General features: G+C 64.3%; 23 protein-coding genes. 21 read left to right on the top strand and 2 right to left on the bottom strand.

Annotated elements, in window-relative coordinates; translation table 11 throughout:
• Positions 1–29 precede the first annotated feature (29 nt).
• Complete coding sequence (locus tag AAFG13_RS05985) at positions 30–1,220, bottom strand: aromatic ring-hydroxylating dioxygenase subunit alpha (protein WP_342711421.1); 1,191 nt, start codon at positions 1,218–1,220, stop codon at positions 30–32.
• A 169-nt stretch (positions 1,221–1,389) separates the two neighbouring features.
• Here AAFG13_RS05985 and AAFG13_RS05980 point away from each other — a divergent pair, with 169 nt between their 5' ends.
• The 21 genes from AAFG13_RS05980 to mtnK all read left to right on the top strand — a co-directional run bounded on the left by AAFG13_RS05980 (position 1,390) and on the right by mtnK (position 21,407).
• Positions 1,390–1,905, top strand: coding sequence for a MarR family transcriptional regulator (locus AAFG13_RS05980; protein ID WP_342711420.1), 516 nt, complete (start codon positions 1,390–1,392; stop codon positions 1,903–1,905).
• 206 nt (positions 1,906–2,111) lie between these two features.
• Entirely contained in the window at positions 2,112–2,477 is a 366-nt protein-coding gene (locus AAFG13_RS05975; RefSeq protein ID WP_018271860.1) for an NADH-quinone oxidoreductase subunit A, read from the top strand.
• Complete coding sequence (locus tag AAFG13_RS05970) at positions 2,474–3,058, top strand: NADH-quinone oxidoreductase subunit B (protein ID WP_175068371.1); 585 nt, start codon at positions 2,474–2,476, stop codon at positions 3,056–3,058. The genes AAFG13_RS05975 and AAFG13_RS05970 overlap by 4 nt, the downstream gene beginning before the upstream one ends.
• A gap of 10 nt (positions 3,059–3,068) precedes the next feature.
• On the top strand, positions 3,069–3,686 hold the full coding sequence (locus AAFG13_RS05965; protein ID WP_212314867.1) for an NADH-quinone oxidoreductase subunit C: 618 nt from the start codon (positions 3,069–3,071) through the stop codon (positions 3,684–3,686).
• A gap of 2 nt (positions 3,687–3,688) precedes the next feature.
• Entirely contained in the window at positions 3,689–4,879 is a 1,191-nt protein-coding gene (locus tag AAFG13_RS05960) for an NADH-quinone oxidoreductase subunit D (protein WP_092114645.1), read from the top strand.
• A 41-nt stretch (positions 4,880–4,920) separates the two neighbouring features.
• Positions 4,921–5,532 (top strand): NADH-quinone oxidoreductase subunit NuoE, encoded by a 612-nt coding sequence (nuoE, locus tag AAFG13_RS05955; RefSeq protein WP_029080758.1) that lies wholly within the window; start codon positions 4,921–4,923, stop codon positions 5,530–5,532.
• Positions 5,532–5,756: a hypothetical protein gene (locus AAFG13_RS05950; RefSeq protein ID WP_207829785.1), complete on the top strand. Its 225-nt coding sequence runs from the start codon at positions 5,532–5,534 to the stop codon at positions 5,754–5,756. Before nuoE ends, AAFG13_RS05950 begins: the two co-directional genes overlap by 1 nt.
• A 19-nt stretch (positions 5,757–5,775) precedes the next feature.
• The gene (gene nuoF / locus AAFG13_RS05945; protein WP_212314866.1) at positions 5,776–7,101 is read left to right on the top strand and encodes an NADH-quinone oxidoreductase subunit NuoF; all 1,326 of its coding nucleotides are present in this window, start codon (positions 5,776–5,778) and stop codon (positions 7,099–7,101) included.
• A 9-nt stretch (positions 7,102–7,110) separates the two neighbouring features.
• Positions 7,111–9,186, top strand: coding sequence for an NADH-quinone oxidoreductase subunit NuoG (gene nuoG, locus AAFG13_RS05940; RefSeq protein ID WP_342711419.1), 2,076 nt, complete (start codon positions 7,111–7,113; stop codon positions 9,184–9,186).
• 10 nt (positions 9,187–9,196) lie between these two features.
• Entirely contained in the window at positions 9,197–10,267 is a 1,071-nt protein-coding gene (nuoH, locus tag AAFG13_RS05935) for an NADH-quinone oxidoreductase subunit NuoH (protein WP_212314864.1), read from the top strand.
• Positions 10,268–10,274: 7 nt separating this feature from the next.
• Positions 10,275–10,769 (top strand): NADH-quinone oxidoreductase subunit NuoI, encoded by a 495-nt coding sequence (gene nuoI, locus AAFG13_RS05930; protein WP_212314863.1) that lies wholly within the window; start codon positions 10,275–10,277, stop codon positions 10,767–10,769.
• Between the two features lie 9 nt (positions 10,770–10,778).
• The gene (locus tag AAFG13_RS05925; RefSeq protein ID WP_342711418.1) at positions 10,779–11,417 is read left to right on the top strand and encodes an NADH-quinone oxidoreductase subunit J; all 639 of its coding nucleotides are present in this window, start codon (positions 10,779–10,781) and stop codon (positions 11,415–11,417) included.
• Complete coding sequence (gene nuoK / locus AAFG13_RS05920; RefSeq protein ID WP_027537255.1) at positions 11,414–11,722, top strand: NADH-quinone oxidoreductase subunit NuoK; 309 nt, start codon at positions 11,414–11,416, stop codon at positions 11,720–11,722. The genes AAFG13_RS05925 and nuoK overlap by 4 nt, the downstream gene beginning before the upstream one ends.
• A gap of 7 nt (positions 11,723–11,729) precedes the next feature.
• Positions 11,730–13,802, top strand: coding sequence for an NADH-quinone oxidoreductase subunit L (gene nuoL / locus AAFG13_RS05915; protein ID WP_342711417.1), 2,073 nt, complete (start codon positions 11,730–11,732; stop codon positions 13,800–13,802).
• The gene (locus AAFG13_RS05910) at positions 13,803–15,317 is read left to right on the top strand and encodes an NADH-quinone oxidoreductase subunit M (RefSeq protein WP_212314858.1); all 1,515 of its coding nucleotides are present in this window, start codon (positions 13,803–13,805) and stop codon (positions 15,315–15,317) included.
• 10 nt (positions 15,318–15,327) lie between these two features.
• The gene (gene nuoN / locus AAFG13_RS05905) at positions 15,328–16,764 is read left to right on the top strand and encodes an NADH-quinone oxidoreductase subunit NuoN (RefSeq protein ID WP_092114636.1); all 1,437 of its coding nucleotides are present in this window, start codon (positions 15,328–15,330) and stop codon (positions 16,762–16,764) included.
• A gap of 61 nt (positions 16,765–16,825) precedes the next feature.
• Complete coding sequence (locus tag AAFG13_RS05900) at positions 16,826–17,632, top strand: biotin--[acetyl-CoA-carboxylase] ligase (RefSeq protein ID WP_212314856.1); 807 nt, start codon at positions 16,826–16,828, stop codon at positions 17,630–17,632.
• The gene (locus AAFG13_RS05895) at positions 17,632–19,302 is read left to right on the top strand and encodes a ribonuclease J (RefSeq protein ID WP_212314854.1); all 1,671 of its coding nucleotides are present in this window, start codon (positions 17,632–17,634) and stop codon (positions 19,300–19,302) included. The genes AAFG13_RS05900 and AAFG13_RS05895 overlap by 1 nt, the downstream gene beginning before the upstream one ends.
• Positions 19,303–19,344: 42 nt before the next feature.
• On the top strand, positions 19,345–19,749 hold the full coding sequence (gene mce / locus AAFG13_RS05890) for a methylmalonyl-CoA epimerase (RefSeq protein WP_092114633.1): 405 nt from the start codon (positions 19,345–19,347) through the stop codon (positions 19,747–19,749).
• Positions 19,750–19,755: 6 nt separating this feature from the next.
• On the top strand, positions 19,756–20,031 hold the full coding sequence (locus AAFG13_RS05885) for a DUF1467 family protein (protein WP_212314852.1): 276 nt from the start codon (positions 19,756–19,758) through the stop codon (positions 20,029–20,031).
• Between the two features lie 71 nt (positions 20,032–20,102).
• Positions 20,103–21,407: an S-methyl-5-thioribose kinase gene (gene mtnK, locus AAFG13_RS05880; protein WP_342711416.1), complete on the top strand. Its 1,305-nt coding sequence runs from the start codon at positions 20,103–20,105 to the stop codon at positions 21,405–21,407.
• A 770-nt stretch (positions 21,408–22,177) separates the two neighbouring features.
• Here the strand turns inward: mtnK and AAFG13_RS05875 are convergent.
• A complete protein-coding gene (locus AAFG13_RS05875; protein WP_342711415.1) occupies positions 22,178–23,587 on the bottom strand; it encodes a S8/S53 family peptidase in 1,410 nt (469 codons plus the stop codon).
• Between the last annotated feature and the right edge of the window lie 36 nt (positions 23,588–23,623).

The raw sequence follows: 23,623 nt of genomic DNA, 5'->3' as shown, positions 1-23,623 counted from the left end.
GTCTTTTCTTGTTTGCTTGCGCGCGGGCCTTACGCCTCGCGGATATAATTCCCTGCCTCGAATTCGACCGGCTTGGCATCGGCATCGAACGACACGCCGATCGTGTCGCGGCCGGCGGCCATGGCCTCGAGTTGGTCAGACAGCATCCGGCGGATCATCAGGACGCCGCGGTCGCTCTGGCCGAAATGCTCTTCCGAGTGGATGGTCACCGGCCCCTGGCCGACCTGCGCCTCGTAGTCGCCGGGGAATTGCTGGTGCTCCTGCTCCGTCATGTCCCACCAGAACTTGCCGTTGAACTTCGAGCGCATGCGGCCGATATCGCCTGACTTCTTGACCCGGCCGGCGACATAGATGCGGAACGAGGTGTCGTCGATCGGCAGGGTCCAGCCGATCGATTCGACGCGGGCGAATTGCGCGACCCGCGGATTGGGCACGACGCGGAGCGTGGGGAGGGCGGCCTCGGTGACGCGATAGAACACCTTGCCGTCGTCCTGCCGGCGGATCGAGCGCACCGCGACGCCGCGCGGCGACATCTCGAACTTCACCTCGGGCATCGAGGCCATCATGGTGGTGAATTGCGGTCCTGAGAACGAGCCGTGCAGCACCGGCACATGATAGGGGTCGGCTACGTTCTCGAAATGCTGCAGCCAGTTGCACGGGATCACGGCAGGCCCGCCGCCGCCGATCGAGGAATCGTCGGTCTCGACGAATTCGCCGTCGTCCATATTCTCCAGGCACTCGTAGCGCGGCAGCACCGGCTTCTTATCGGCCGGGCCCATATAGGCGAAGATCAGGCCGTAGCGTTCCTGCGCCGGATACCAGGGCTGGCGCACCTTGCCCTTGAACAGGCCGCCTTCGGGCTCGCAGGGCTGTTCGAGGCAGCGGCCTTCGGTGTCGAACTTCCAGCCGTGATAGCAGCAGCGGATGCCGTCTTCCTCGACCTTGCCGTAATAGAGTGTGGTGCCGCGATGGCAGCAGCGCGCATGCAGCAGGCCGACCCGGCCATGCCCGTCGCGGAACAGGATCAAATCTTCGCCGAGCGCACGGACTTTTCTGGGGATATCGGTGGCGTCGCCGACGAGGCCGATCGGGTGCCAGTAGCGACGCAGCAGCTCGCCCATCGGTGTGCCGCGGACGACTGAGGTCAGCTCGGTCCGGGTGGTGGACGGCTTCATCGCATAGGCCGTGCCGAGATCGCGATCGAGCTGGGTCGTCGTCATGCTGGTTTCCTCCCGCCGCCGGACTTCTGCCTGCGGTCGCTGTGTCGTTGATGGCGGTCAACCTGTTGACCCCAGTCAACGTTGTTGACGAAGTCAACGATATATCGATGACAATGTCAACGATCTCGTTTAGCTTGGCAGCGACAGGCTTTGTTGGCAGAGGTTGGCGATGACCGAGAAGCTCAGGACTGCGAGGGCCTTGCCGCCGGAGGCGGTGGTCGATGCCGAGCTGGCGCCGATCACCGCGATGATGTCGTCGCGGCTGATGCTGCTAGCGAATCTGCTCAGGCGCGGTGCACTGCTGCGCTACAAGCGGCTGACCGGCCTGTCCTCGGTCGAGTTCGGCCTGGTTGCCTCGCTCGGCCGGCGGCCGCCGATGAGCGTGGTGCGGCTTGCCGAAGCCGTCGGCATGGACAAGGGCCAGATCAGCCGGGCGCTCGCCGAGCTCGTCGCGCGCAAGCTGGTCGCCAAGGCTGCCAACCCGCGTGACAATCGGGAAACACTTGTCTCCCTCACCAAGGCCGGGCTCGCCGCCCATGACGCCATTGTGGCCGGCGCGCAGGAGCGAAACCGGCGCCTGCTGGAACAGCTCGGCCCGCAGGATCTTGAGTTGCTGCTCGGACATATTGACCGGCTGACGCTGACCGCGGCTGAGATGCTCGCTGCCGAGCGGGAGCTGGGCTGATATGGGGAGAGCGCAGGGCACCGGGTGGCCGTTGCCCATTGAGGCAGCGCAGCCGCCCGATGAGGCCATCAGCCCGCGGGAAGGGGCGGTAAAAGCGTCAAAATAGCTTGTCTTGCGCCCCCTGTTGCGCTGCGCTAAAGCCTCAAGAACAATTCCAATCAACGAATCTGCGGCACGTCCGAAACCGCAGCAAGAAGGCCTCGCCGATGACCGGCATCCTGCAGAATTATCTCCCACTTGTGGTCTTTATCGGGGTCGCGAGCCTGATCGGGCTGGCGCTCCTGATCGCGCCGTTCCTGGTCGCGTTCCAGTCGCCGGATCCGGAAAAGCTGTCCGCCTATGAATGCGGATTCAACGCTTTTGACGACGCCCGCATGAAGTTCGACGTCCGCTTCTATCTGGTGGCGATCCTCTTCATCATCTTCGATCTCGAAGTGGCATTCCTGTTCCCGTGGGCCGTGGCGTTCGGAAAACTGGGCGCGACCGGTTTCTGGTCGATGATGGTGTTCCTGGCCGTGCTGACGGTCGGATTCGCGTATGAATGGAAGAAAGGCGCGCTCGAATGGGATTGAGCCCCACCGCCGCAACCTCGCAGCCGGCGATTGCGCAAGCTCCGAGAGGCATTCTCGACCCGTCGACCGGCAAGCCGGTCGGCGCCAATGATCCGTTTTTCCTCGAGGTCAATCACGAGCTGTCCGACAAAGGCTTCTTCGTCGCTGCGGCCGATGACCTGATCACCTGGGCGCGCACCGGCTCGCTGATGTGGATGACCTTCGGTCTCGCCTGCTGCGCGGTCGAGATGATGCAGGTCTCGATGCCGCGCTACGACGTCGAGCGCTTCGGCTTCGCGCCGCGTGCTTCGCCGCGGCAGTCCGACGTGATGATCGTTGCGGGCACGCTGACCAACAAGATGGCGCCCGCGCTGCGGAAGGTCTACGACCAGATGCCGGAGCCGCGCTACGTCATCTCGATGGGCTCCTGCGCCAACGGCGGCGGCTACTACCACTATTCGTACTCGGTGGTGCGTGGCTGCGACCGCATCGTGCCGATCGACATCTACGTGCCGGGCTGTCCGCCCACGGCGGAAGCGCTGCTCTACGGTGTGCTGCTGCTGCAGAAGAAGATCCGCCGTATCGGCACTATCGAACGCTAAGGTTTCAGGCATGGACGACGGCAAGCTCGACGCCCTTGGGCAGACGATCGTGAGCGCGCTTCCGGGCGCCGCCACGGCGCACTCGGTCGCGTTCAATCAACTCACTATCGACGTCGAGATTGGCAGAATCGTGGACGTCGTCACTTTTCTGCGTGACGATCCGAACTGCCGCTTCGTCAGCTTCACCGACGCAACCGCGGTCGACTATCCGAGCCGCGAAAAGCGCTTCGATGTTGTCTATCATCTGCTGTCGCCGACGCTGAACACGCGCATCCGCGTACGCGGCCAGGCCGACGAGACCACGCAGGTCCCATCGATCATCGGCGTCTTCCCCGGCGCCGACTGGTTCGAGCGCGAGACCTACGACCTCTATGGCGTGATCTTCATCGGCCACCCCGACATGCGCCGCCTGCTGACGGATTACGGCTTCGATGGCCATCCGCTGCGCAAGGATTTCCCGCTGACCGGCTTCGTCGAGGTGCGCTACGACGACCAGGAGAAGCGGGTGCTGTACGAGCCGGTCCGGCTCAACCAGGAATTCCGCAAGTTCGATTTCCTGTCTCCGTGGGAAGGGGCCGATTACCCCTTGCCGGGTGACGAAAAGGCGAAGGCGGAACCGAAGGCCTGATCATGAACGAACAGAATCTTCGCAATTTCACCATCAACTTTGGGCCGCAGCATCCGGCCGCCCACGGCGTGCTTCGCTTGGTGCTCGAATTGGACGGCGAAGTCGTCGAGCGCGTCGATCCGCATATCGGTCTGCTTCACCGCGGTACCGAGAAGCTGATCGAGCACAAGACCTACCTGCAGGCGATTCCGTATTTCGATCGGCTCGACTACGTCGCGCCGATGAACCAGGAGCACGCGTTCTGCCTCGCGGCGGAAAAGCTGCTCGGCATCACGGTGCCGCGCCGCGGCCAGCTGATCCGCGTGCTGTATTGCGAGATCGGCCGCATTCTCTCCCATCTGCTCAACGTCACCACGCAGGCGATGGACGTCGGCGCGCTCACCCCGCCGCTGTGGGGTTTTGAAGAGCGCGAGAAGTTGATGGTGTTCTACGAGCGCGCCTCGGGCTCGCGCATGCACGCGGCGTTCTTCCGGGTCGGCGGCGTGCACCAGGATCTGCCACCGAAGCTGATCGACGATATCGAGGCGTGGTGCGATCCGTTCCTCAAGGTCGTCGACGACCTCGACACGCTGTTGACCGGCAACCGCATCTTCAAGCAGCGCAACGTCGACATCGGCGTGGTGCCGCTGAAGGAGGCCTGGGAGTGGGGCTTCTCCGGCGTGATGGTGCGCGGCTCGGGCGCGGCCTGGGACCTGCGCAAGTCGCAGCCCTATGAGTGCTACGCCGAGATGGATTTCGACATTCCGATCGGCAAGAACGGCGACTGCTACGACCGCTACCTGATCCGCATGGAAGAGATGCGTCAGTCGGTGCGCATCATGAAGCAGTGCATCCAGAAGCTGAAGGCGGCGGACGGGCAGGGCCCGGTCGTGGTCGAAGACAACAAGATCGCGCCGCCGCGCCGTGGTGACATGAAGCGCTCGATGGAAGCGCTGATCCATCACTTCAAGCTCTACACCGAGGGCGTGCATGTGCCGGCCGGTGAGGTCTACGCCGCGGTCGAGGCGCCGAAGGGCGAGTTCGGCGTCTATCTCGTCGCCGACGGCACCAACAAACCCTATAAGTGCAAGATCCGCGCGCCGGGCTTCGCCCATCTGCAGGCGATGGATCACATCTGCAAGGGCCATCTGCTGGCCGACGTTTCCGCCATCCTTGGCTCGCTGGACATCGTGTTCGGCGAGGTCGACCGGTGATGATGTCCGCATCCGCACCGCCCGCAATGAGAGTTTGATCGATGTCCGTCCGCCGCCTTGCCCCGAAGGAATTGCAGCCCGCGAGCTTCACGTTCACGGACGAGAATCTCGCCTGGGCCAAGAAGCAGATCGAGAAATATCCGCCGGGACGTCAGGCCTCGGCTGCGATCGCGATTCTGTGGCGCGTGCAGGAGCAGCATGACGGCTGGGTCTCGGAAGCGGCGATCCGCGCCGTCGCCGACCTGCTCGAGATGCCGCATATCCGCATGCTGGAGATCGCGACCTTCTACACCATGTTCCAGCTCTCGCCGGTCGGCAAGAAGGCGCATGTCCAGGTCTGCGGCACCACGCCGTGCCGGCTGCGTGGCGCCGCCGACCTGATCGAGGTGTGCCAGCATCGCATCCATCACGATCCTTTCCAGCTGTCGAAGGACGGCAACTTTTCCTGGGAAGAGGTCGAGTGCTTAGGGGCCTGCGTGAACGCGCCGATGGTGCTGATCTGGAAGGACACCTATGAGGATCTGACCAAGGAAAGCTTCGGCAAGGTGCTCGACGGCTTTGCTGCCGGCAATCCGCCGAAGCCGGGCCCGCAGGTCGACCGTCAGTTCTCGGCGCCCGCAGGCGGGCCGACGACGCTGAAGGAAACCACCTGATGGGGGGCTTTCAGGTGCAGGCAAACGGGCAGGAATACAAGGTGGGGAGGGGCGCTGCGATGAAGGCCTGGCGCACGATCGCCCTGCATACCACTGTCGCGGCCGGCTTCATGTTCCTGCTGCAACGTTACGGCCTGAGCGCGACGCTGGAATCCAGCCTGTTGTGGGCCATCGTGTTCGGCGGCTGTGCTGCCGGGCTCGCTTATTCGCAAGCCAATCGGTGATGTTCGGAAAGTTTTGAGCATGCTCGACGACAAGGACCGCATCTTCAAGAACCTCTACGGCCAGCATGATTGGGGCCTCGAGGGCGCGCGCCGCAGAGGCGCCTGGGATGGCACCAAGGGGATCATCGACAAGGGCCGCGACTGGATCATCAACGAGATGAAGGCCTCGGGCCTGCGCGGCCGCGGCGGTGCGGGCTTCCCGACCGGCATGAAGTGGTCCTTCATGCCGAAGGAGTCCAAGGACGGCCGTCCGAGCTATCTCGTCGTCAACGCGGACGAGTCGGAGCCCGGTACCTGCAAGGACCGCGAGATCATGCGGCACGATCCGCATCTGCTGGTCGAAGGCTGCCTGCTCGCGAGCTTCGCGATGGGCGCACATGCCTGCTACATCTACATCCGCGGCGAGTTCATCCGCGAGCGCGAGCGGCTGCAGGCGGCGATCGACCAGGCCTACGAGGCCAAGCTGGTCGGCAAGGACAACATCAACGGCTGGCCGTTCGACATCTATGTCGCGCACGGCGCCGGCGCCTATATCTGCGGCGAAGAAACCGCGCTGCTCGAGAGCCTCGAGGGCAAGAAGGGCCAGCCGCGGCTGAAGCCGCCGTTCCCGGCCAATGTCGGTCTCTATGGCTGCCCGACCACCGTCAACAACGTCGAGTCGATTGCGGTCGCGCCGGACATCCTGCGCCGCGGCGCCGCCTGGTTCGCCGCCATCGGCCGGCCGAACAATGTCGGCACCAAGCTGTTCTGCATCTCCGGTCATGTCGAGCGGCCCTGCAACGTCGAAGAGGCGATGGGGATTCCGTTCCGCGAGCTGATCGAGAAGCATTGCGGCGGCATTCGCGGCGGCTGGGACAATCTGAAGGCGGTCATCCCCGGCGGCTCGTCGGTGCGCATGGTGCCGGCCGAGCAGATCATCGACACGCCGATGGATTTCGACAGCCTGAGCAAGCTGCGCTCGGGCCTCGGCACCGCGGCCGTGATCGTGATGGACAAGTCGACCGACCTGATCCGGGCGATCGCGCGCATCTCTTATTTCTACAAGCATGAGAGCTGCGGCCAGTGCACGCCGTGCCGCGAGGGCACCGGCTGGATGTGGCGCGTCTTGACCCGCATGGCCGACGGCCGCGCCCACAAGCGCGAGATCGACATGCTGCTGGAGGTCACCAAGCAGGTCGAGGGCCACACCATCTGCGCGCTCGGCGACGCAGCAGCGTGGCCGATCCAGGGTCTGATTGCGCATTTCCGTCACGAGATCGAAGAGCGCATCGATCAGTATTCGCACAAGGCCGATCTCGACGATCAGGGCGTTCGTGATCCCGTCCACATGGTCGCGGCGGAGTAGAGAAGAGACATGAGCAAGATCATCGTCGATGGCAAAGAGATCGATGTGCCGCCGGAGTACACGCTGTTGCAGGCGTGCGAGGCGGCCGGCGCCGAGATTCCGCGCTTCTGCTATCACGAGCGGTTGTCGATCGCCGGCAATTGCCGGATGTGCCTGGTCGAGGTGAAGGGCGGCCCGAAGCCGGTCGCCAGCTGCGCCTGGGCCGTGCGCGACTGCCGTCCGGGACCGAAGGGTGAGCCGCCGGAGATCTCGACCCGTTCGCCGATGGTCAAGAAGGCGCGCGAAGGCGTGATGGAATTCCTGCTGATCAACCATCCGCTGGACTGCCCGATCTGCGACCAGGGCGGCGAGTGCGATCTGCAGGACCAGGCGATGGGCTACGGCGTCGACACCAGCCGTTTCGCCGAGAACAAGCGCGCGGTCGAGGACAAGTATCTCGGCGCGCTGGTCAAGACCTCGATGAACCGCTGCATCCAGTGCACGCGCTGCGTCCGCTTCTCCGCCGAAGTCTGCGGCGCGCCGGAAATGGGCGCGACCGGGCGCGGCGAGGACATGGAGATCACCACCTATCTCGAGCAGGCGCTGAGCTCGGAGCTGCAGGGCAATCTCGTCGATATCTGCCCGGTCGGTGCGCTGACCTCGAAGCCCTATGCCTTCGCGGCGCGCCCTTGGGAGCTCGGCAAGACGCAGTCGGTCGACGTCATGGACGGCGTCGGCTCCGCGATCCGGGTCGACACCCGCGGCCGCGAGGTGATGCGCATCCTGCCGCGCATCAACGAGTCGGTGAACGAGGAGTGGATCTCCGACAAGACCCGCCACGTCGTCGACGGCCTGCGCACGCAGCGCCTCGACCGTCCCTATGTGCGTGAGAACGGCCAGCTCAAGTCGGCGACCTGGCAGGAAGCCTTTGCTACCATCGCCGCCAAGGCCGGCCGCATCGACGGCAAGCGGATCGGTGCGATCGCCGGCGATCTCGCCGCGGTCGATGAAATGTATGCGCTGAAGGAGCTGCTCGCGAAGTTCGGCTCGGTCAACCTGGCAGTGCAGGGCGGCGACGCGTTCGACGCCAAGGCCGGCCGTGGCTCCTACATCTTCAACCCGACGATTGCCGGCATCGACCAGGCCGACGCGATCTTGATCATCGGCTCGCAGCCGCGCAAGGAAGCTGCCGTGCTGAACGCGCGGATCCGCAAGCGCTGGCGCACCGGCGGGCTCAAGGTCGGCATGATCGGCGCCAAGGCCGATTTCACCTATGAGCACGACTATCTCGGCGCAGGCACCGACACGCTCGCGGACCTCGCGGCCGGCAAGCACTCCTTTGCCGACGTGCTGAAGAACGCCAAGAACCCGATCATCCTGGTCGGCGCCGGCGCCTACACCAGGCATGACGGCGCGGCGGTGCTGGCGCAGGCCGCCAAGCTCGCCGTCGACGTCGGGGCGCTGAAAGACGGCTGGAACGGCTTTGCCGTGCTGCAGGACACCGCCTCGCGCGCCGGTGCGCTCGATATCGGCTTCTCGCCTTCGGCCGGCGGCCTGACCGCGGCGCAGATGACGACCTTCGGCACGCTCGACGTGCTGTTCCTGCTCGGTGCCGACGAGATCAAGGCGCCGGATGGCACCTTCGTGGTCTATATCGGCACCCATGGCGACCAGGGCGCGCACCGCGCCGACGTGATCCTGCCGGGCGCCGCCTATACCGAGAAGTCCGGCATCTACGTCAGCACCGAGGGCCGGGCGCAGATCGCCAACCGCGCCGCGTTCCCGCCGGGCGAAGCCCGCGAGGACTGGGCGATCATCCGCGCGCTGTCCGACGTGCTCGGCAAGAAGCTGCCGTTCGACTCGCTGCAGGCGCTGCGCCAGGCGATGTTCAAGACCTATCCGCATCTGATGCGGCTCGACCAGATCGAGGCCGGCAAGGCTGATGACGTCAAGGCGCTGGCTGGCAAGGGCGGCAGCGTCGACAAGGCGGCATTCAAGCCGACCGTCGAGGATTTTTATCTGACCAACCCGATCGCGCGGGCCTCTGCCGTGATGGCGGAATGCTCGCGGCTGGCGTCGGGGCGAATGCTGACGGCAGCGGAGTGAGCGTGACCTGATGGCTGAATTCTTCGCAAGCTCGTTCTGGACCGGCTTCCTCTGGCCGCTGATCATCATGGTCGCGGAAAGCCTGTTGCTGCTCGTCGTGCTGCTGATCGCGATCGCCTACATCCTGCTCGCCGACCGCAAGATCTGGGCGGCGGTGCAGATCCGCCGCGGCCCCAACGTGGTCGGCCCGTTCGGATTGCTGCAATCCTTCGCCGACCTCCTGAAGTTCGTGCTGAAGGAGCCGGTGATTCCGTCCGGCTCCAACAAGGGCGTGTTCCTGCTGGCGCCGCTGGTCTCCTGCGTGCTGGCGCTGGCCGCCTGGGCCGTGATCCCGTTCAATCTCGGCTGGGTGATCTCCGACATCAATGTCGGCATTCTCTACATCTTCGCGATCTCGTCGCTGTCGATCTACGGCGTCATCATGGCCGGCTGGTCGTCGAACTCGAAGTACCCGTTCCTGGCCGCGCTGCGCTCGGCGGCGCAAATGGTGTCCTACGAGGTCTCGATCGGCTTCGTCATCATTACCGTGCTGCTTTGCGTCGGCTCGCTGAACCTGTCGGCGGTGGTCGAGGCCCAGAACAGCCGCGGGCTCGCGCACCTGATCGGCCTGCCGCAGCTCACCATCCTGAACTGGTATGTGTGGCCGCTGTTCCCGATGTTCGTGGTGTTCTACGTCTCGGCGCTGGCGGAGACCAACCGTCCGCCGTTCGACCTGGTCGAAGCGGAGTCCGAGCTCGTCGCCGGCTTCATGACCGAATACGGCTCGACGCCGTATCTCCTGTTCATGCTCGGCGAGTATGTCGCGATCACCACGATGTGCGCGCTGGCCTCGATCCTGTTCCTGGGCGGCTGGCTGCCGCCGGTCAACCTGCCGCCGTTCACCTGGATTCCGGGCATCGTCTGGTTCGCCCTGAAGGTGTTCTTCATGTTCTTCATGTTCGCGATGGCGAAGGCGATCGTGCCGCGCTACCGCTACGATCAACTGATGCGGCTCGGCTGGAAGGTGTTTCTGCCGCTGTCGCTGGCGATGGTGGTGATCGTGGCCGGTGTGCTGCAGTTCGCCGGCATCGCGCCGAAGTGAGGTCGTCATGAGTGTCAACGTCAACGCAACAGCCCGCTCGCTTCTGCTCTCGGAATTCGTCTCGGCGTTCGTTCTCGCCATGCGCTATTTCTTCAAGCCGAAGCCGACGCTGAACTATCCCTTCGAGAAGGGGCCGATCTCGCCGCGCTTCCGCGGCGAGCACGCGCTGCGCCGCTATCCGAACGGCGAGGAACGCTGCATCGCCTGCAAGCTGTGTGAGGCGATCTGCCCGGCGCAGGCGATCACGATAGAGGCCGGCCCGCGCCGCAACGACGGCACCCGCCGCACGGTGCGCTACGACATCGACATGGTGAAGTGCATCTATTGCGGCCTGTGCCAGGAGGCATGCCCGGTGGACGCCATCGTCGAGGGACCGAATTTCGAATTCGCGACCGAGACCCGCGAGGAACTCTACTATGACAAGGCGAAGCTGCTCGCCAATGGCGACCGCTGGGAGCGCGAGCTCGCGAAGTCGATCGCGCTCGACGCGCCGTACCGGTGAGGTGAGGGCATGATCCTTCCGGCGCTGTTCTTCTATCTGTTTGCCGCGGCCTGCGTGGCCTCGGCGGTCATGGTGATTGTCTCGCGCAATCCCGTGCACTCCGTGCTGTACCTGATCCTGGCGTTCGTCAACGCCTCGGGCCTGTTCATCCTGATGGGCGCCGAGTTCCTCGGGATGATGCTGATCGTGGTCTATGTCGGCGCCGTCGCGGTGCTGTTCCTGTTCGTGATCATGATGCTCGACGTCGACTTCGTCGAACTGCGCGAGGGCTTCATGCAGTACCTGCCGATCGGCATCGTGATCGGCGGCATCTTCCTGTTCGAGCTGCTGCTGGTGGTCGGCGCCTGGGTGATCAACCCGTCCGTGACCAAGACGATCACGGCGGCGATCCCGACCAATGTCAGCAACACCGAGGCGCTCGGCCTCGTGCTCTATACGAAGTACATCCATTACTTCCAGCTCGCCGGCATGGTGCTCCTGGTCGCGATGATCGGTGCCATCGTGCTGACGCTGCGCCACAAGGCCAACGTCAAGCGGCAGAACATCAACGTGCAGAACGCGCGCACGCCCGAGATTGCGATGGCGATGCGCAAGGTGGCGTCGGGGCAGGGCCTGCAGGATGCCGATGCGGCGGAGTGGGTGAAATGACGATCGGGCTCGGGCACTATCTGGCGGTCGGCGCGATCCTGTTCACGCTCGGGATCCTCGGCATCTTCCTCAACCGCAAGAACATCATCGTCATCCTGATGTCGATCGAGCTGATCCTGCTCTCGGTCAACATCAACCTGGTGGCGTTCTCGACCTTCCTCGGCGACATCGTCGGCCAGGTGTTCGCGCTGCTCGTGCTGACGGTGGCCGCCGCCGAGGCCGCAATCGGCCTTGCCGTGCTGGTGGTGTATTTCCGCAACCGCGGTTCGATCGCGGTTGAAGACGTCAATCTGATGAAGGGCTAATCCGGCGATGATACAGGCAATCGTATTTCTGCCTCTGCTGGGAGCCATTCTCGCGGGGATCATCTCGCTGGTCGGCGCGCATGCGCGCTGCCCGAGCGGCGACACCGTCGACCATCACGACGATGCGCATGGCGATGCCCATGCGTCGGCAGCCCACGACGATCACGGCCATGACGACCATAGCCATGACAACCACCATGTCGCCGAGCCGGCGGCGGCCGGCTCCCGGCTGGCCGAGCTGATCACCACGGGTCTCTTGTTCGTCTCGGCGGCGCTGTCCTGGTTCATGCTGGTCGACGTCGGCTTCATGCACCATGACGCGCGCGTCGTGCTGCTGCCCTGGATCACCTCGGGCGACCTCCAGGTTGCCTGGACGCTGCGGGTCGACACCCTGACAGCGGTGATGCTGGTCGTGGTCAACACCGTATCCGCGCTCGTCCACCTCTATTCCATCGGCTACATGGACGAGGACCCGAACCGGCCGCGCTTCTTCGGCTATCTCTCGCTGTTCACCTTCGCGATGCTGATGCTGGTGACCTCGGACAACCTCGTGCAGCTGTTCTTCGGCTGGGAAGGCGTGGGTCTCGCGAGCTACCTCCTGATCGGCTTCTGGTACCAGAAGCCGTCGGCCAATGCGGCGGCCATCAAGGCTTTCGTGGTCAACCGCGTCGGCGACTTCGGCTTCGCGCTCGGCATCTTCGCGATCTTCGCGCTGGTCGGCTCGACCGATTTCGAGACCATCTTCCACGCCGCGCCCGGGCTGACCGGCAAGACCATCGACTTCTTCGGCTGGCATCCCGATGCGCTGACGCTGACCTGTCTGTTCCTGTTCATGGGCGCGATGGGCAAGTCCGCCCAGTTCCTGCTGCACACCTGGTTGCCGGACGCGATGGAAGGCCCGACCCCGGTGTCGGCGCTGATCCACGCCGCGACCATGGTCACCGCCGGCGTCTTCATGGTGGCGCGGCTGTCGCCGCTGTTCGAGCTGTCACCGACCGCGCAGGCGGTGGTGATGTTCTTCGGCGCGACCACGGCGTTCTTCGCCGCCACGATCGGCCTCGTGCAGAACGACATCAAGCGCATCGTCGCGTACTCGACCTGTTCGCAGCTCGGCTACATGTTCGTGGCGATGGGAGCGGGGGCCTATTCGGTCGGCATGTTCCATCTATTCACGCACGCCTTCTTCAAGGCGCTGCTGTTCCTGGGCTCAGGCTCGGTGATCTACGCGATGCACCACGAGCAGGACATCCGCAACATGGGCGGCCTGTGGCGCAAGATTCCGTACACCTTCGCGGTGATGGCAATTGGCACGATGGCGCTCACTGGTGTGCCGGGCTTCGCCGGCTTCTTCTCGAAGGATGCCATCATCGAAGCCGCTTATGCTTCGCATAATCCAATTGCGATCTACGCCTATCTGCTGACGATCGTCGCCGCCGGCCTGACCTCGTTCTACTCTTGGCGCCTGATCTTCAAGACGTTCTTCGGCCAGCCGCACGACCAGAAGCACTATGAGGCGGCTCACGAGAGCCCGTTGTGGATGCTGGTTCCGATAGGCATTCTCGCGGCCGGGTCGATTCTCGCCGGCTATCCGTTCAAGGAGGTGTTCGCGAGCCCTCACGGCGTCGAGGAATTCTTCCGTGAGTCAGTGAAGATGAATCCTCACATCCTCGAAGATATGGAACATATGCCGTTCCTGCTGGGGCAGCTGCCGTTCGTCATGATGGTGCTTGGCTTCCTCGTCTCTTACATCTTCTACTATGCAAGGCCGTATCTGCCGGTCGAGCTCGCGAACCAGCAGCCGATGCTGTACCAGTTCCTGCTCAACAAATGGTACTTCGACGAACTGTACGACTGGATCTTCGTGCGCCCGGCGAAGTGGCTCGGCTACACGCTGTGGAAGAAGGGCGATGGCTTCGTCATCGACGGCTTCGGTCCGGACGGCGTCTCGGCCCGCGTGCTCGACGTCACCCGCAACGTCGTGAAATTGCAGACCGGCTACCTCTATCACTACGCGTTCGCGATGCTGATCGGGGCCGCCGGATTGATCACCTGGTTCATGTTCGGCTTGGGAGGCCAGTAAATGACAACCTGGCCCATCCTTTCCGTCACGACCTTCCTGCCGGCGGTCGGCGCGATCCTGGTCTACCTGCTGGCGCGGGGCGGCGACGAGACCGCGAGCCGCACGGCGCGCTGGATCGCGCTGTGGACCACGCTGATCACCTTCGCGGTGTCGCTGATCCTGGTCGCGCGTTTCGATCCCGCGCAGTCCGACTTCCAGTTCGTCGAGAAGACGTCCTGGCTTGCCACCGGCATCACCTATCACATGGGCATCGACGGCATCTCGCTGCCGCTGATCATCCTGACCACCGCGATCATGCCGCTCTGCATCATCGCGAGCTGGAAGTCGGTGACGCAGCGCGTCAGCGAATACATGATGGCGTTCCTGATCCTGGAAACGCTGATGGTCGGCACCTTCTCGGCGCTCGACCTCGTGCTGTTCTATCTGTTCTTCGAGGGCGGCCTGATCCCGATGTTCCTGATCATCGGCGTCTGGGGCGGTCCGCGCCGGGTCTACGCCTCGTTCAAGTTCTTCCTCTACACCTTCCTCGGCTCGGTCTTGATGCTGCTCGCCATCATGGCGCTGTACTGGAACGCCGGCACCACCGACATCCCGACCCTGATGCACACCGCGGTGCCGCGCTCGATGCAGACCTGGGCGTGGCTCGCCTTCTTCGCCTCGTTCGCGGTGAAGATGCCGATGTGGCCGGTGCACACCTGGCTGCCTGACGCGCATGTCGAGGCGCCGACGGCGGGCTCGGTGATCCTGGCCGCGATCCTGCTGAAGATGGGCGGCTACGGCTTCCTGCGCTTCTCGCTGCCGATGTTCCCGCTGGCCTCGCACGACTTCGCGCCGTTCGTGTTCACGCTGTCGGTGATCGCCATCATCTACACCTCGCTGGTGGCGATGATGCAGGAGGACATGAAGAAGCTGATCGCGTACTCGTCCGTCGCGCATATGGGCTTCGTCACCATGGGCATCTTCGCGGTGACCACGCAGGGCGTCGCCGGCGGCATGTTCCAGATGATCTCGCACGGCATCGTCTCCGGCGCGCTGTTCCTCTGCGTCGGCATCGTCTACGACCGCATGCACACCCGCGAGATCGCGGCCTATGGCGGCCTCGTCAATCGGATGCCGCTCTATGCGATGACCTTCATGGTCTTCACCATGGCCAATGTCGGTCTGCCGGGCACGAGCGGATTCGTCGGCGAGTTCATGACCTTGCTCGGCACCTTCAAGATCTCGCTGCCGACGGCGTTCTTCGCCACCACGGGCGTGATCCTGTCGGCCTGCTACGCGCTCTGGCTCTACCGCAAGGTGGTGTTCGGCGCGCTGGTCAAGCCGTCGCTGATGTCGATCAAGGATCTGACCTTCCGCGAATGCGTGACGCTGTTCCCGCTGATCGCGCTGACCATCCTGTTCGGCGTCTATCCGAAGCCGGTGCTCGACATGTCGGCCGCCTCGGTCCAGCAGCTCGTCAACAATTACAACACCGCCGTGACTGCCGTGAAGGCAGCCGCGCTGGTTACGCAGTAAGGCCGCCGCCATGAGCTTTTCCAGTGCAGGTTATCAGTTGCAGCCGGTGCTGCCGGAGCTGGTGCTCGCGGTCGGCGCTATGGTGCTGTTGATGATCGGAGCTTATCGCGGGCAGGGGACGACCCGGCTGATCACCGCGCTCGCGGTGTGTCTCCTGGTGCTGACCGGCGTGCTGGAGCTCTGGCTGCCGGCCGGCAAGCTCGTCACCTTCGGCGGCAGCTTCATCGTCGACGACTTCGCCCGCTTCCTGAAGATCCTCGCTTTGATCGCCTCGGCGGCAACGCTGATCCTATCGACCGAGTACCTGTCCCAGCCATCGACCCGCAATTTCGAGTTCTCGATCCTGGTGCTGCTATCGACGCTCGGCATGATGGTGCTGATCTCGGCCGGCGACCTGATTTCGCTCTATCTCGGCCTCGAGCTGATGAGCCTTGCGCTCTACGTCGTCGCCGCCAGCCAGCGCGACAATGCCAAGTCGAGCGAGGCCGGCCTGAAGTATTTCGTGCTCGGCGCGCTGTCGTCGGGCATGCTGCTCTACGGCGCCTCGCTGATCTACGGCTTCACCGGCACCGTCAGCTTCGCCGGCATCGCGGCCGCCGCAACCACCGGCAGCATCGGCATCGTGTTCGGCCTGGTGTTCCTGCTCGCCGGCCTCTGCTTCAAGGTCTCGGCGGTGCCGTTCCATATGTGGACGCCCGACGTCTATGAGGGCGCACCGACGCCGGTGACGGCGTTCTTCGCCTCGGCCCCGAAGGTCGCGGCGCTCGCCGTGTTCACCCGTGCGACGTTGACCGCGTTCCCGGGCATCGTTACCCAGTGGCAGCAGATCCTGGTGTTCGTGGCGATCGCCTCGATGGCGCTGGGCTCGTTCGCCGCGATCGGCCAGTCCAACATCAAGCGGCTGATGGCCTATTCCTCGATCGGCCATATGGGCTTTGCGCTGGTCGGCCTCGCCTCCGGCACGGTCGAGGGCGCGCAGGGCGTCTTGATCTACATCGCGATTTATGTCGCGATGACGCTCGGCACCTTCTCGATCATCCTTGCCATGAAGCGCAACGGCCAGGCGCTGGAGCAGATCAGCGATTTCGCCGGCCTGTCCCGCACCAACCCGCTGATTGCCTTCGTCTTCGCGATGCTGCTGTTCTCGCTGGCCGGCGTGCCGCCGCTCGCCGGCTTCTTCGGCAAATGGTACGTGTTCGTCGCCGCGATCAAGGCCAACCTGTTCACGCTCGCGGTGATCGGCGTGCTGACCAGCGTGGTGGGCGCGTTCTATTATCTGTCGATCGTCAAGGTGATGTATTTCGACCAGCCGCTCGGCAAGCTCGACCCGGTCCGCGTCGAGCTGCGCACCGTGCTAGCGGTCGCAGGCATCTTCAATATCTTCTTCTTCGCCTATCCCGGACCGCTGGTGAGCGTGGCCACGGCGGCGGCGAAGTCGCTGTTCTAAAGCACATGATCCCGAAAACAGGACGCTGGCTTTCGGATCGGATCATGCGCATAACCTCACTATGACCTTCACGCTCGGACCCCGGGCCATTGCGGCGGGCTATAAGCTCGCCGCCTTCGATCAGATCGGCTCGACCAATGCCGAGGCGATGCTGCGCGCGCGCGATGGCGAGCGCGGGCCGATGTGGTTCGTGACGCCGGAGCAGACCGCTGGCCGCGGACGCCGTCAGCGGGTCTGGGTCGCACCGCGCGGCAATCTCGCCAGCAGCATTCTGGAGGTGACCGACGTTCAGCCGGCGGTTGCCGCGACGCTCGGCTTTGCCGCTGGGCTGTCGCTCGAAGCTGCGTTGCGGAAGGTTAGCATCGAGGCGGCGCTGCGGCTCGGGCCGGACAGCCCGAAATTCACCCTGAAATGGCCGAACGACGTGCTGGCCAACGGCAAGAAGCTCTCGGGCATCCTGCTGGAGGCCGAGGCGGTCGGCGACCGGCTTGCAGTCGTCGTCGGCATCGGCACCAACGTCGTTGCGGCGCCCGAGGGCACGCCGACGCCTGCGGTATCGCTCGCTGCGCTCGGCATCCAGATCGGTGCGGAAGAGCTGTTTGTGGCATTGTCGGATGCTTGGGTCGAGTTTCGCGGCATCTGGGACGATGGCCGCGGCTTCCCGGAGATCCGCAGGCTTTGGCTGGAGCGCGCAGCCGGCCTCGGCGACAGGGTCGCGGTCCAGACCGGCACGGCGACCGTTGAAGGTACCTTTGACACCATCGACGACACCGGCTGCCTGATCGTCCGCACCGTGGCCGGGCAGCGCTTGCCCGTAACGGCCGGCGAGGTCTATTTCGGCACCGCAGCCACAGTGAGGGCCAACTGATGGCGCGACCTGACGAGCTTACCTTTGCACCGCTCGGCGGCGTCGGCGAGATAGGCATGAATTTGTCGATCTATGGGCTCGGCAACCGCCACCAGCGCTCGTTTCTCGCGGTCGATCTCGGCGTCTCCTTCGGCGACGAGGAGCATCTGCCGGGCATCGACCTGATCATGCCGGATGTGCGCTTCCTCGAGAAAGAGCGCAACAATCTGATGGGCCTCGTGCTAACGCACGCCCATGAGGACCATTTCGGCGCGATCATCGATCTCTGGCCGAAGCTCGGCTGCAAGATCTACGCGACGCAGTTCAGCGCGGCGCTGTTCGAGGCCAAATGCGCCGCCGAGCGCAATCCGCCCAAGATCCCGATCACGGTGATCCCGTCGGGCGGGCGGGTCGATATCGGCCCGTTCAATGTCGAGTTCATCCCGGTCGCGCATTCGATTCCGGAATCGCACGCGCTGGCGATCAAGACCGATGTCGGCACCGTGCTCCACACCGGCGACTGGAAGATCGATCCGACGCCGATCATCGGCCTGCCGACCGACGAGCGGCGGCTGCGCGAGCTTGGTGACGAAGGTGTGCTGGCGCTGGTCGGCGATTCCACCAACGCGGTGCGCGACGGGCGCTCGCCCTCGGAGACCGAGGTTGCCGCCACCATCAAGAAGCTGGTCAAGGCGGCCAAGGGCCGGGTCGCGGTCACCACCTTCGCCTCCAATGTCGCCCGCGTGAGGGCGGTGGCGGACGCCGCGAACGCCGCCGATCGCGAGGTCGTCGTGGTCGGTCGCGCCATGGAGCGCGTGGTGCAGGTCGCGCGCGAATGCGGCTATCTCGACAGCTCGCACAAATTCCGCAGCACCGACTATTACGGCCATTTCCCAGCCGACAAGGTGCTGGCGCTGTGCACCGGCAGCCAGGGCGAGCCCCGCGCCGCGCTGGCGCGGATCGCCAACAACGATCATCCGCAGGTGACCCTGAACAGGGGCGACACCGTGATCTTCTCCTCCCGCACCATCCCCGGCAACGAGAAGGCGGTCGGCGGCATCATCAACGGGCTGGTGACCCAGGGCGTCGAAATCATCACCGACCGCGAGCATCTGGTGCATGTCTCCGGCCATCCGCGTCGCGACGAGCTGCGCGACATGATCTCCTGGGTGCGGCCGCAGCTCCTGATCCCTGTGCATGGCGAGGCGCTGCATCTCGCCGAGCACGCCAAGCTGGCGCGCGCCGCGGGTGTCCCGAAAGTCCTGACCTGCCGCAACGGCGACCTCGTCAAGCTCGGGCCCGGCGATCCCGGCATCGTCGGCGAAGTGCCATCGGGGCGGCTCTACAAGGACGGAACCATCCTTGAGGACTCCAAGTCGCGCGCCGTGGTCGAGCGGCGGCGGATGGGTTTCGCCGGCTGCGCCTTCGTCGCCGTCGCCATGACCGCGCAGGGCGAGATGGTCGACGATCCCGAGGTTGATCTCGTCGGCATGCCGGAGAAAAATGCCGCGGGCGAATTGTTCGACGACATCGTGTTCGATGTCGTGGTATCGACGATCGAGGGCCTGCCCCGGCCGCGGCGCCGCGATCCGGACGCACTCGGGGAATCGGTGCGCCGTGCGGTGCGGGCCGCGCTGAACGAGCAGTGGGGCAAGAAGCCGATCTGCGTCGTGCACGTTCTGACGGTCTGACACACGCCTTCAAGGCGTGCGCAACGACAAAGGGAGAGAGATATGCTGGGCCGCCTCAATCACGTCGCCATCGCGGTCAAGGACGCCAGGCAGGCCGCCAAGATTTACGGCACGGCCTTCAATGCCGAGATTTCCGACGCGGTACCGCTGCCGGAGCATGGCGTCATCACCGTGTTCGTGACGCTGCCCAACACCAAGATCGAGTTCATCGAGCCGCTCGGCGAGGCCTCGCCGATCGCGAAGTTCGTCGAGCGTAACGCCGATGGCGGCATCCACCATGTCTGCTACGACGTGCCCGACATCATCGCGGCCCGCGACCGCATGATCGCCGAGGGCGCGCGGGTGCTGGGCGACGGCCAGCCGAAGATCGGCGCGCACGGCAAGCCGGTGCTGTTCTTCCACCCCAAGGACTTTTCCGGCGCTTTGGTCGAGATCGAGCAGGCCTGAGCCCACATGGCGTACCAGATCACCACCGGGCTTGCGATCTACTTCGTCCTTTGGTGGCTCGTGCTGTTCCTGACGCTGCCGTTCGGCATACGCAGCCAGCATGAGGACGGCGTTGGCGCACCCGGCACCGATCCCGGCGCGCCGATCATGGCGCGAATGGGCCGCAAGCTGCTGTGGACCACGCTGATCTCGGCCGTGATCTTTGCGATCGGCATGTGGGCCTATTATGCCGGCTATCTCTCGATCGAGCGGCTGTCGAAGCTGATGGGGATGCCGTTCTAAAACCGACCAGGATCTGGTGCCGATGGAGTGAGGATCAACCTCACCCCGGCGATGCGGAGGAGGCGACCAAGATGAACCTGCGGGCCCAACCAGGCTCCGGGCAGAGCGCCTATCGAATCCTGCGGGAAGCCGATCTGCGGGATTATCTAGCGAGCCTTCCCGCCATCGTCACGCAGCTTGGCGGAGCGCCGGCCGACTGGTCGATCAGCGAGGTCGGTGACGGTAATCTCAACCTCGTCTTCATCGTCAAGGGCACCAGCGGCGGCATCGCCGTCAAGCAGGCACTGCCCTATGTGCGGCTGGTCGGCGAAAGCTGGCCGCTGCCGCTGTCGCGGGCGCATTATGAACATCTGGCGCTGGTGCATCAGGCGCGGCTGGCGCCAAAACTCGTGCCGGCAGTGCTGCATCATGACGCGCCGCTCGCGCTCACCGCGATGGAGCTGCTCGAGCCCCACATCATCATGCGCAAAGGGCTGATCGGCGCCACGCGCTATCCGCGCTTTGTCGAGGATATCTCGACCTTCCTGGCGCAGACGCTGTTCTTCACATCCGATTTGGCGCTGTCGGCCGCGGAGAAGAAGCAGGGGATCGCCGATTTCGCCGGCAATCACGCGCTCTGCAAGATCACCGAGGATTTGATCTTCACCGACCCCTATCGCATCGCCGAGCAGAACCGCTGGACCGCACCGTATCTCGACGCAACGGCGACGGCGTTCCGCGAGGATCTCGACCTCCATGTCGCGATCTCCAGGCTCAAGCTGAAGTTCATGGCGAGCCCCGAGGCGCTGCTCCACGGCGACCTGCACACCGGCTCGATCATGGTCACCGAAACCGAGACCAAGGTGATCGATCCCGAATTCGCCTTCTACGGCCCGATGGGCTTCGACATCGGCGCCGTCATCGGCAACCTCCTGATGGCCTACCTGGCCTCCGCCGGCCATGAGCGCACGGCGGGCGAGCGCGCCTCGTTCGAGGCGTGGCTGCTCGAGACCATCGAGGGTGTCTGGACAGAATTTTCGCGCAAGTTCCTCGCGCTGTGGCGCAACGAGGCCAAGGGCGACGGCTATCCGGTGTCGCTGTTCGCAGGTGAGGCGGGGGCCGCGCGGCTGGAGGCCGAACGACAGAGCTACATGGCGCGGCTGTTTCAGGACACCGTCGGCTTTGCCGCGGCCAAGACTATCCGGCGCATCCTTGGCCTTGCGCACAACATCGATTTCGAGTGGATCGCGGACGCGAAGCAGCGCGCGATCTGCGAGGCACGGGCCCTCAAGCTCGCGCGCAACATGATGCTGGAAGCAGCGTCCTACACGACGATCGGCACAGTCACCTACGCGGCGCGAGAATTGCGCCACTGGCGGCCGGATTTTGCCAGATAACCGGGAGTATCGATCGTCGTGTGCGGCAAGTTGAATTCGCGTCCACGAGGATCGGCAAGGAATGTTCGGCGAGCAGTTCCGCGGAGCATGAGGGGTTATCTCAGGCGGTCGCGGTGTTCGTTGGTACGACCTTTGTCACCCCTCGAAGCCTGCCGCTGAGGAACTAAGATCAAGCCGCAGCGGCATGGACTAGCTTTCGGCCGGACGCACGAAACAGAGAACGCCCGCCTCAGGCGTGAAACAGACCACGGCGCGGTTCGTCGGGTTGTCGGTTCTGTCGATGATCCTGTTTGGCGGGACCCGCAGCCAAAATGGCGCCGACAACTTCCAGCGACCATCGATTAGTACTTCGTAGCCGTCTCGGTCCTGTCGGAACTCAACAGTCCGGCAATCTGCAATCGAGCAGCACGATGCACCGGTGCCTGGTTGCTTCAGGCTCTCAAACCATGGGGCAAGCGCGGGATTTGGGCTATCGGGCGGTGCTGCTACCGCGGCCTGACTTAGAGCAAGCCCGGCCGCAATGGCGATTTTCCTGCTAACCCTCCCGGTCATATCGCGATGCGCCGTCGCCGCTGACAAAAGAGTAACCCTCCGCTGCCCGGCGGAGGTTAGCGCCGACCGGGCTGGGCTTGTTCGGAAATGTCATTGCAGTTGCTGCAGCGCATGGGTGCGGAAGTGACCATGAGCGGACGTTCGGCCCGTCGGCCTCGACAAGTTTCATGAGCGAACAGCATTGACGCCTGATGCGGGCTCTGCGGGCCATTTGCGGGTCATGGGATAATGCCGAGGCTCCGCCCCGCCGCCACCGGCCGAACGACGCCATAGCCGTAATCGTAATTGGGCACGGCGCCACCCGCAGGCAACGCCGTCGCCTGCAATACTGCAATCATGGCTGCCGGATCCGTCGCCGTCGGTGGCTGCCGGGTTCGCAGCGCAGCGATGCACCCGGAGGCGATGGCGCATGATGTAGACGTTCCGGTGTCCGGTTCGAAGCCGCGCGGGCCCCGTAGCACCTTCGAGCCGAGAAACTGCGTGTAGGCGGTGATGTCCGGCTTCTGCGGAGGCATGCCCGCTATGGCCGGCCCCTGCGAGGAATAACAGACGCGCACATCGTGGATATCGCAACCGGCGAGCGTCAGCACGTCGTCATATGCGTTGGCACCCATGATCATTCCCGCCGTCCGCTGCAGACACACAGCACTCGGGCATCCGTTCCCGCAATTGCCGGCGGCGAAAACCACGTCGGCTCCGAATGCCGTAAGCAACCAGATGTACAGCGCGAAGGGGTGATTGGGATTGTCGATGTAACGCCTGGGATCGTTGGCCGGAAATTCGTCGAGGCTCGGATGAAAGATGCCCCAACTGTTGTTGACCACGAGCGCGCTCTGCGAAATGGAGCCGATGATCGCCCAGCGCCAGATCAGGACCAAGTAGCCGCGCATCATTTCCCCGATCGTTGCGCTGACGGTGTGCTCCCCGGCCGGTCGCCCAAGCAGCAACGGATAGTCGAGCAGCGCCACGTTCGGGGCAATCGCGAGCACGCCATAGGCACACATCGTGCCATGTCCGATGCGATTGAGGCCCGGCGTCGTCGCCAGGGTCGGTGGCGTCCAGGAATTGCCGACATCAAGGGCCGGGTTGAAGCCAAGCCGCTTGGCAAGGTGCGGTCTGCAGATGCCGGTATCGACGATGGCGACGGCAACGCCTCCACCATAAAGTCCGTTGTCCTGCAGCGTCGTCGTGTCGAGGTCCTGCCGAACCTGGTGGGTGTCGCCTGTGGCCTGGTTTGCGGGCGGTAAGGCATAGTTGCTGCTTAGATCCGGGTCGGACCAGACCGGCTCGCCATCGTTGAAATTCGATTTCGCGAGGCTCGCGGGAGCAACGTAGGCGCGGATCAGGAATTTCCTCGATTTATCGAGCGCGAGGAGCGAGCGCGCCTTTTTGCCCCTGTCGATGACAGAGATCGCTGGTCGGCGATCGGCGCCGTCCCAGATCGGCACAGCGCCGAATTCAGTGTCGACGACAAAGTCGTGCTTCGCGTTCGCGTCGGCGTAAACCCGCATTTGCTCGGCCGGGCTCCGGCCCTCCAACATGTCATTGGCAGCCTGGACCAGCGTGTCGTGCTGATTGCGCTGCGCCAGCACCCGTACATAGCCGGTGGGCATTTCCCAGGGCTTCATGGCTCCCTCCCGGTCCAGTGGTTCAGGTTGGGCGCG

This window comes from Bradyrhizobium sp. B124 (assembly GCF_038967635.1).
Classification (GTDB): domain Bacteria; phylum Pseudomonadota; class Alphaproteobacteria; order Rhizobiales; family Xanthobacteraceae; genus Bradyrhizobium.
The sequence above is the reverse complement of the archived record's forward strand: the minus strand, read 5'-3'. Positions and strand labels throughout refer to the sequence as shown.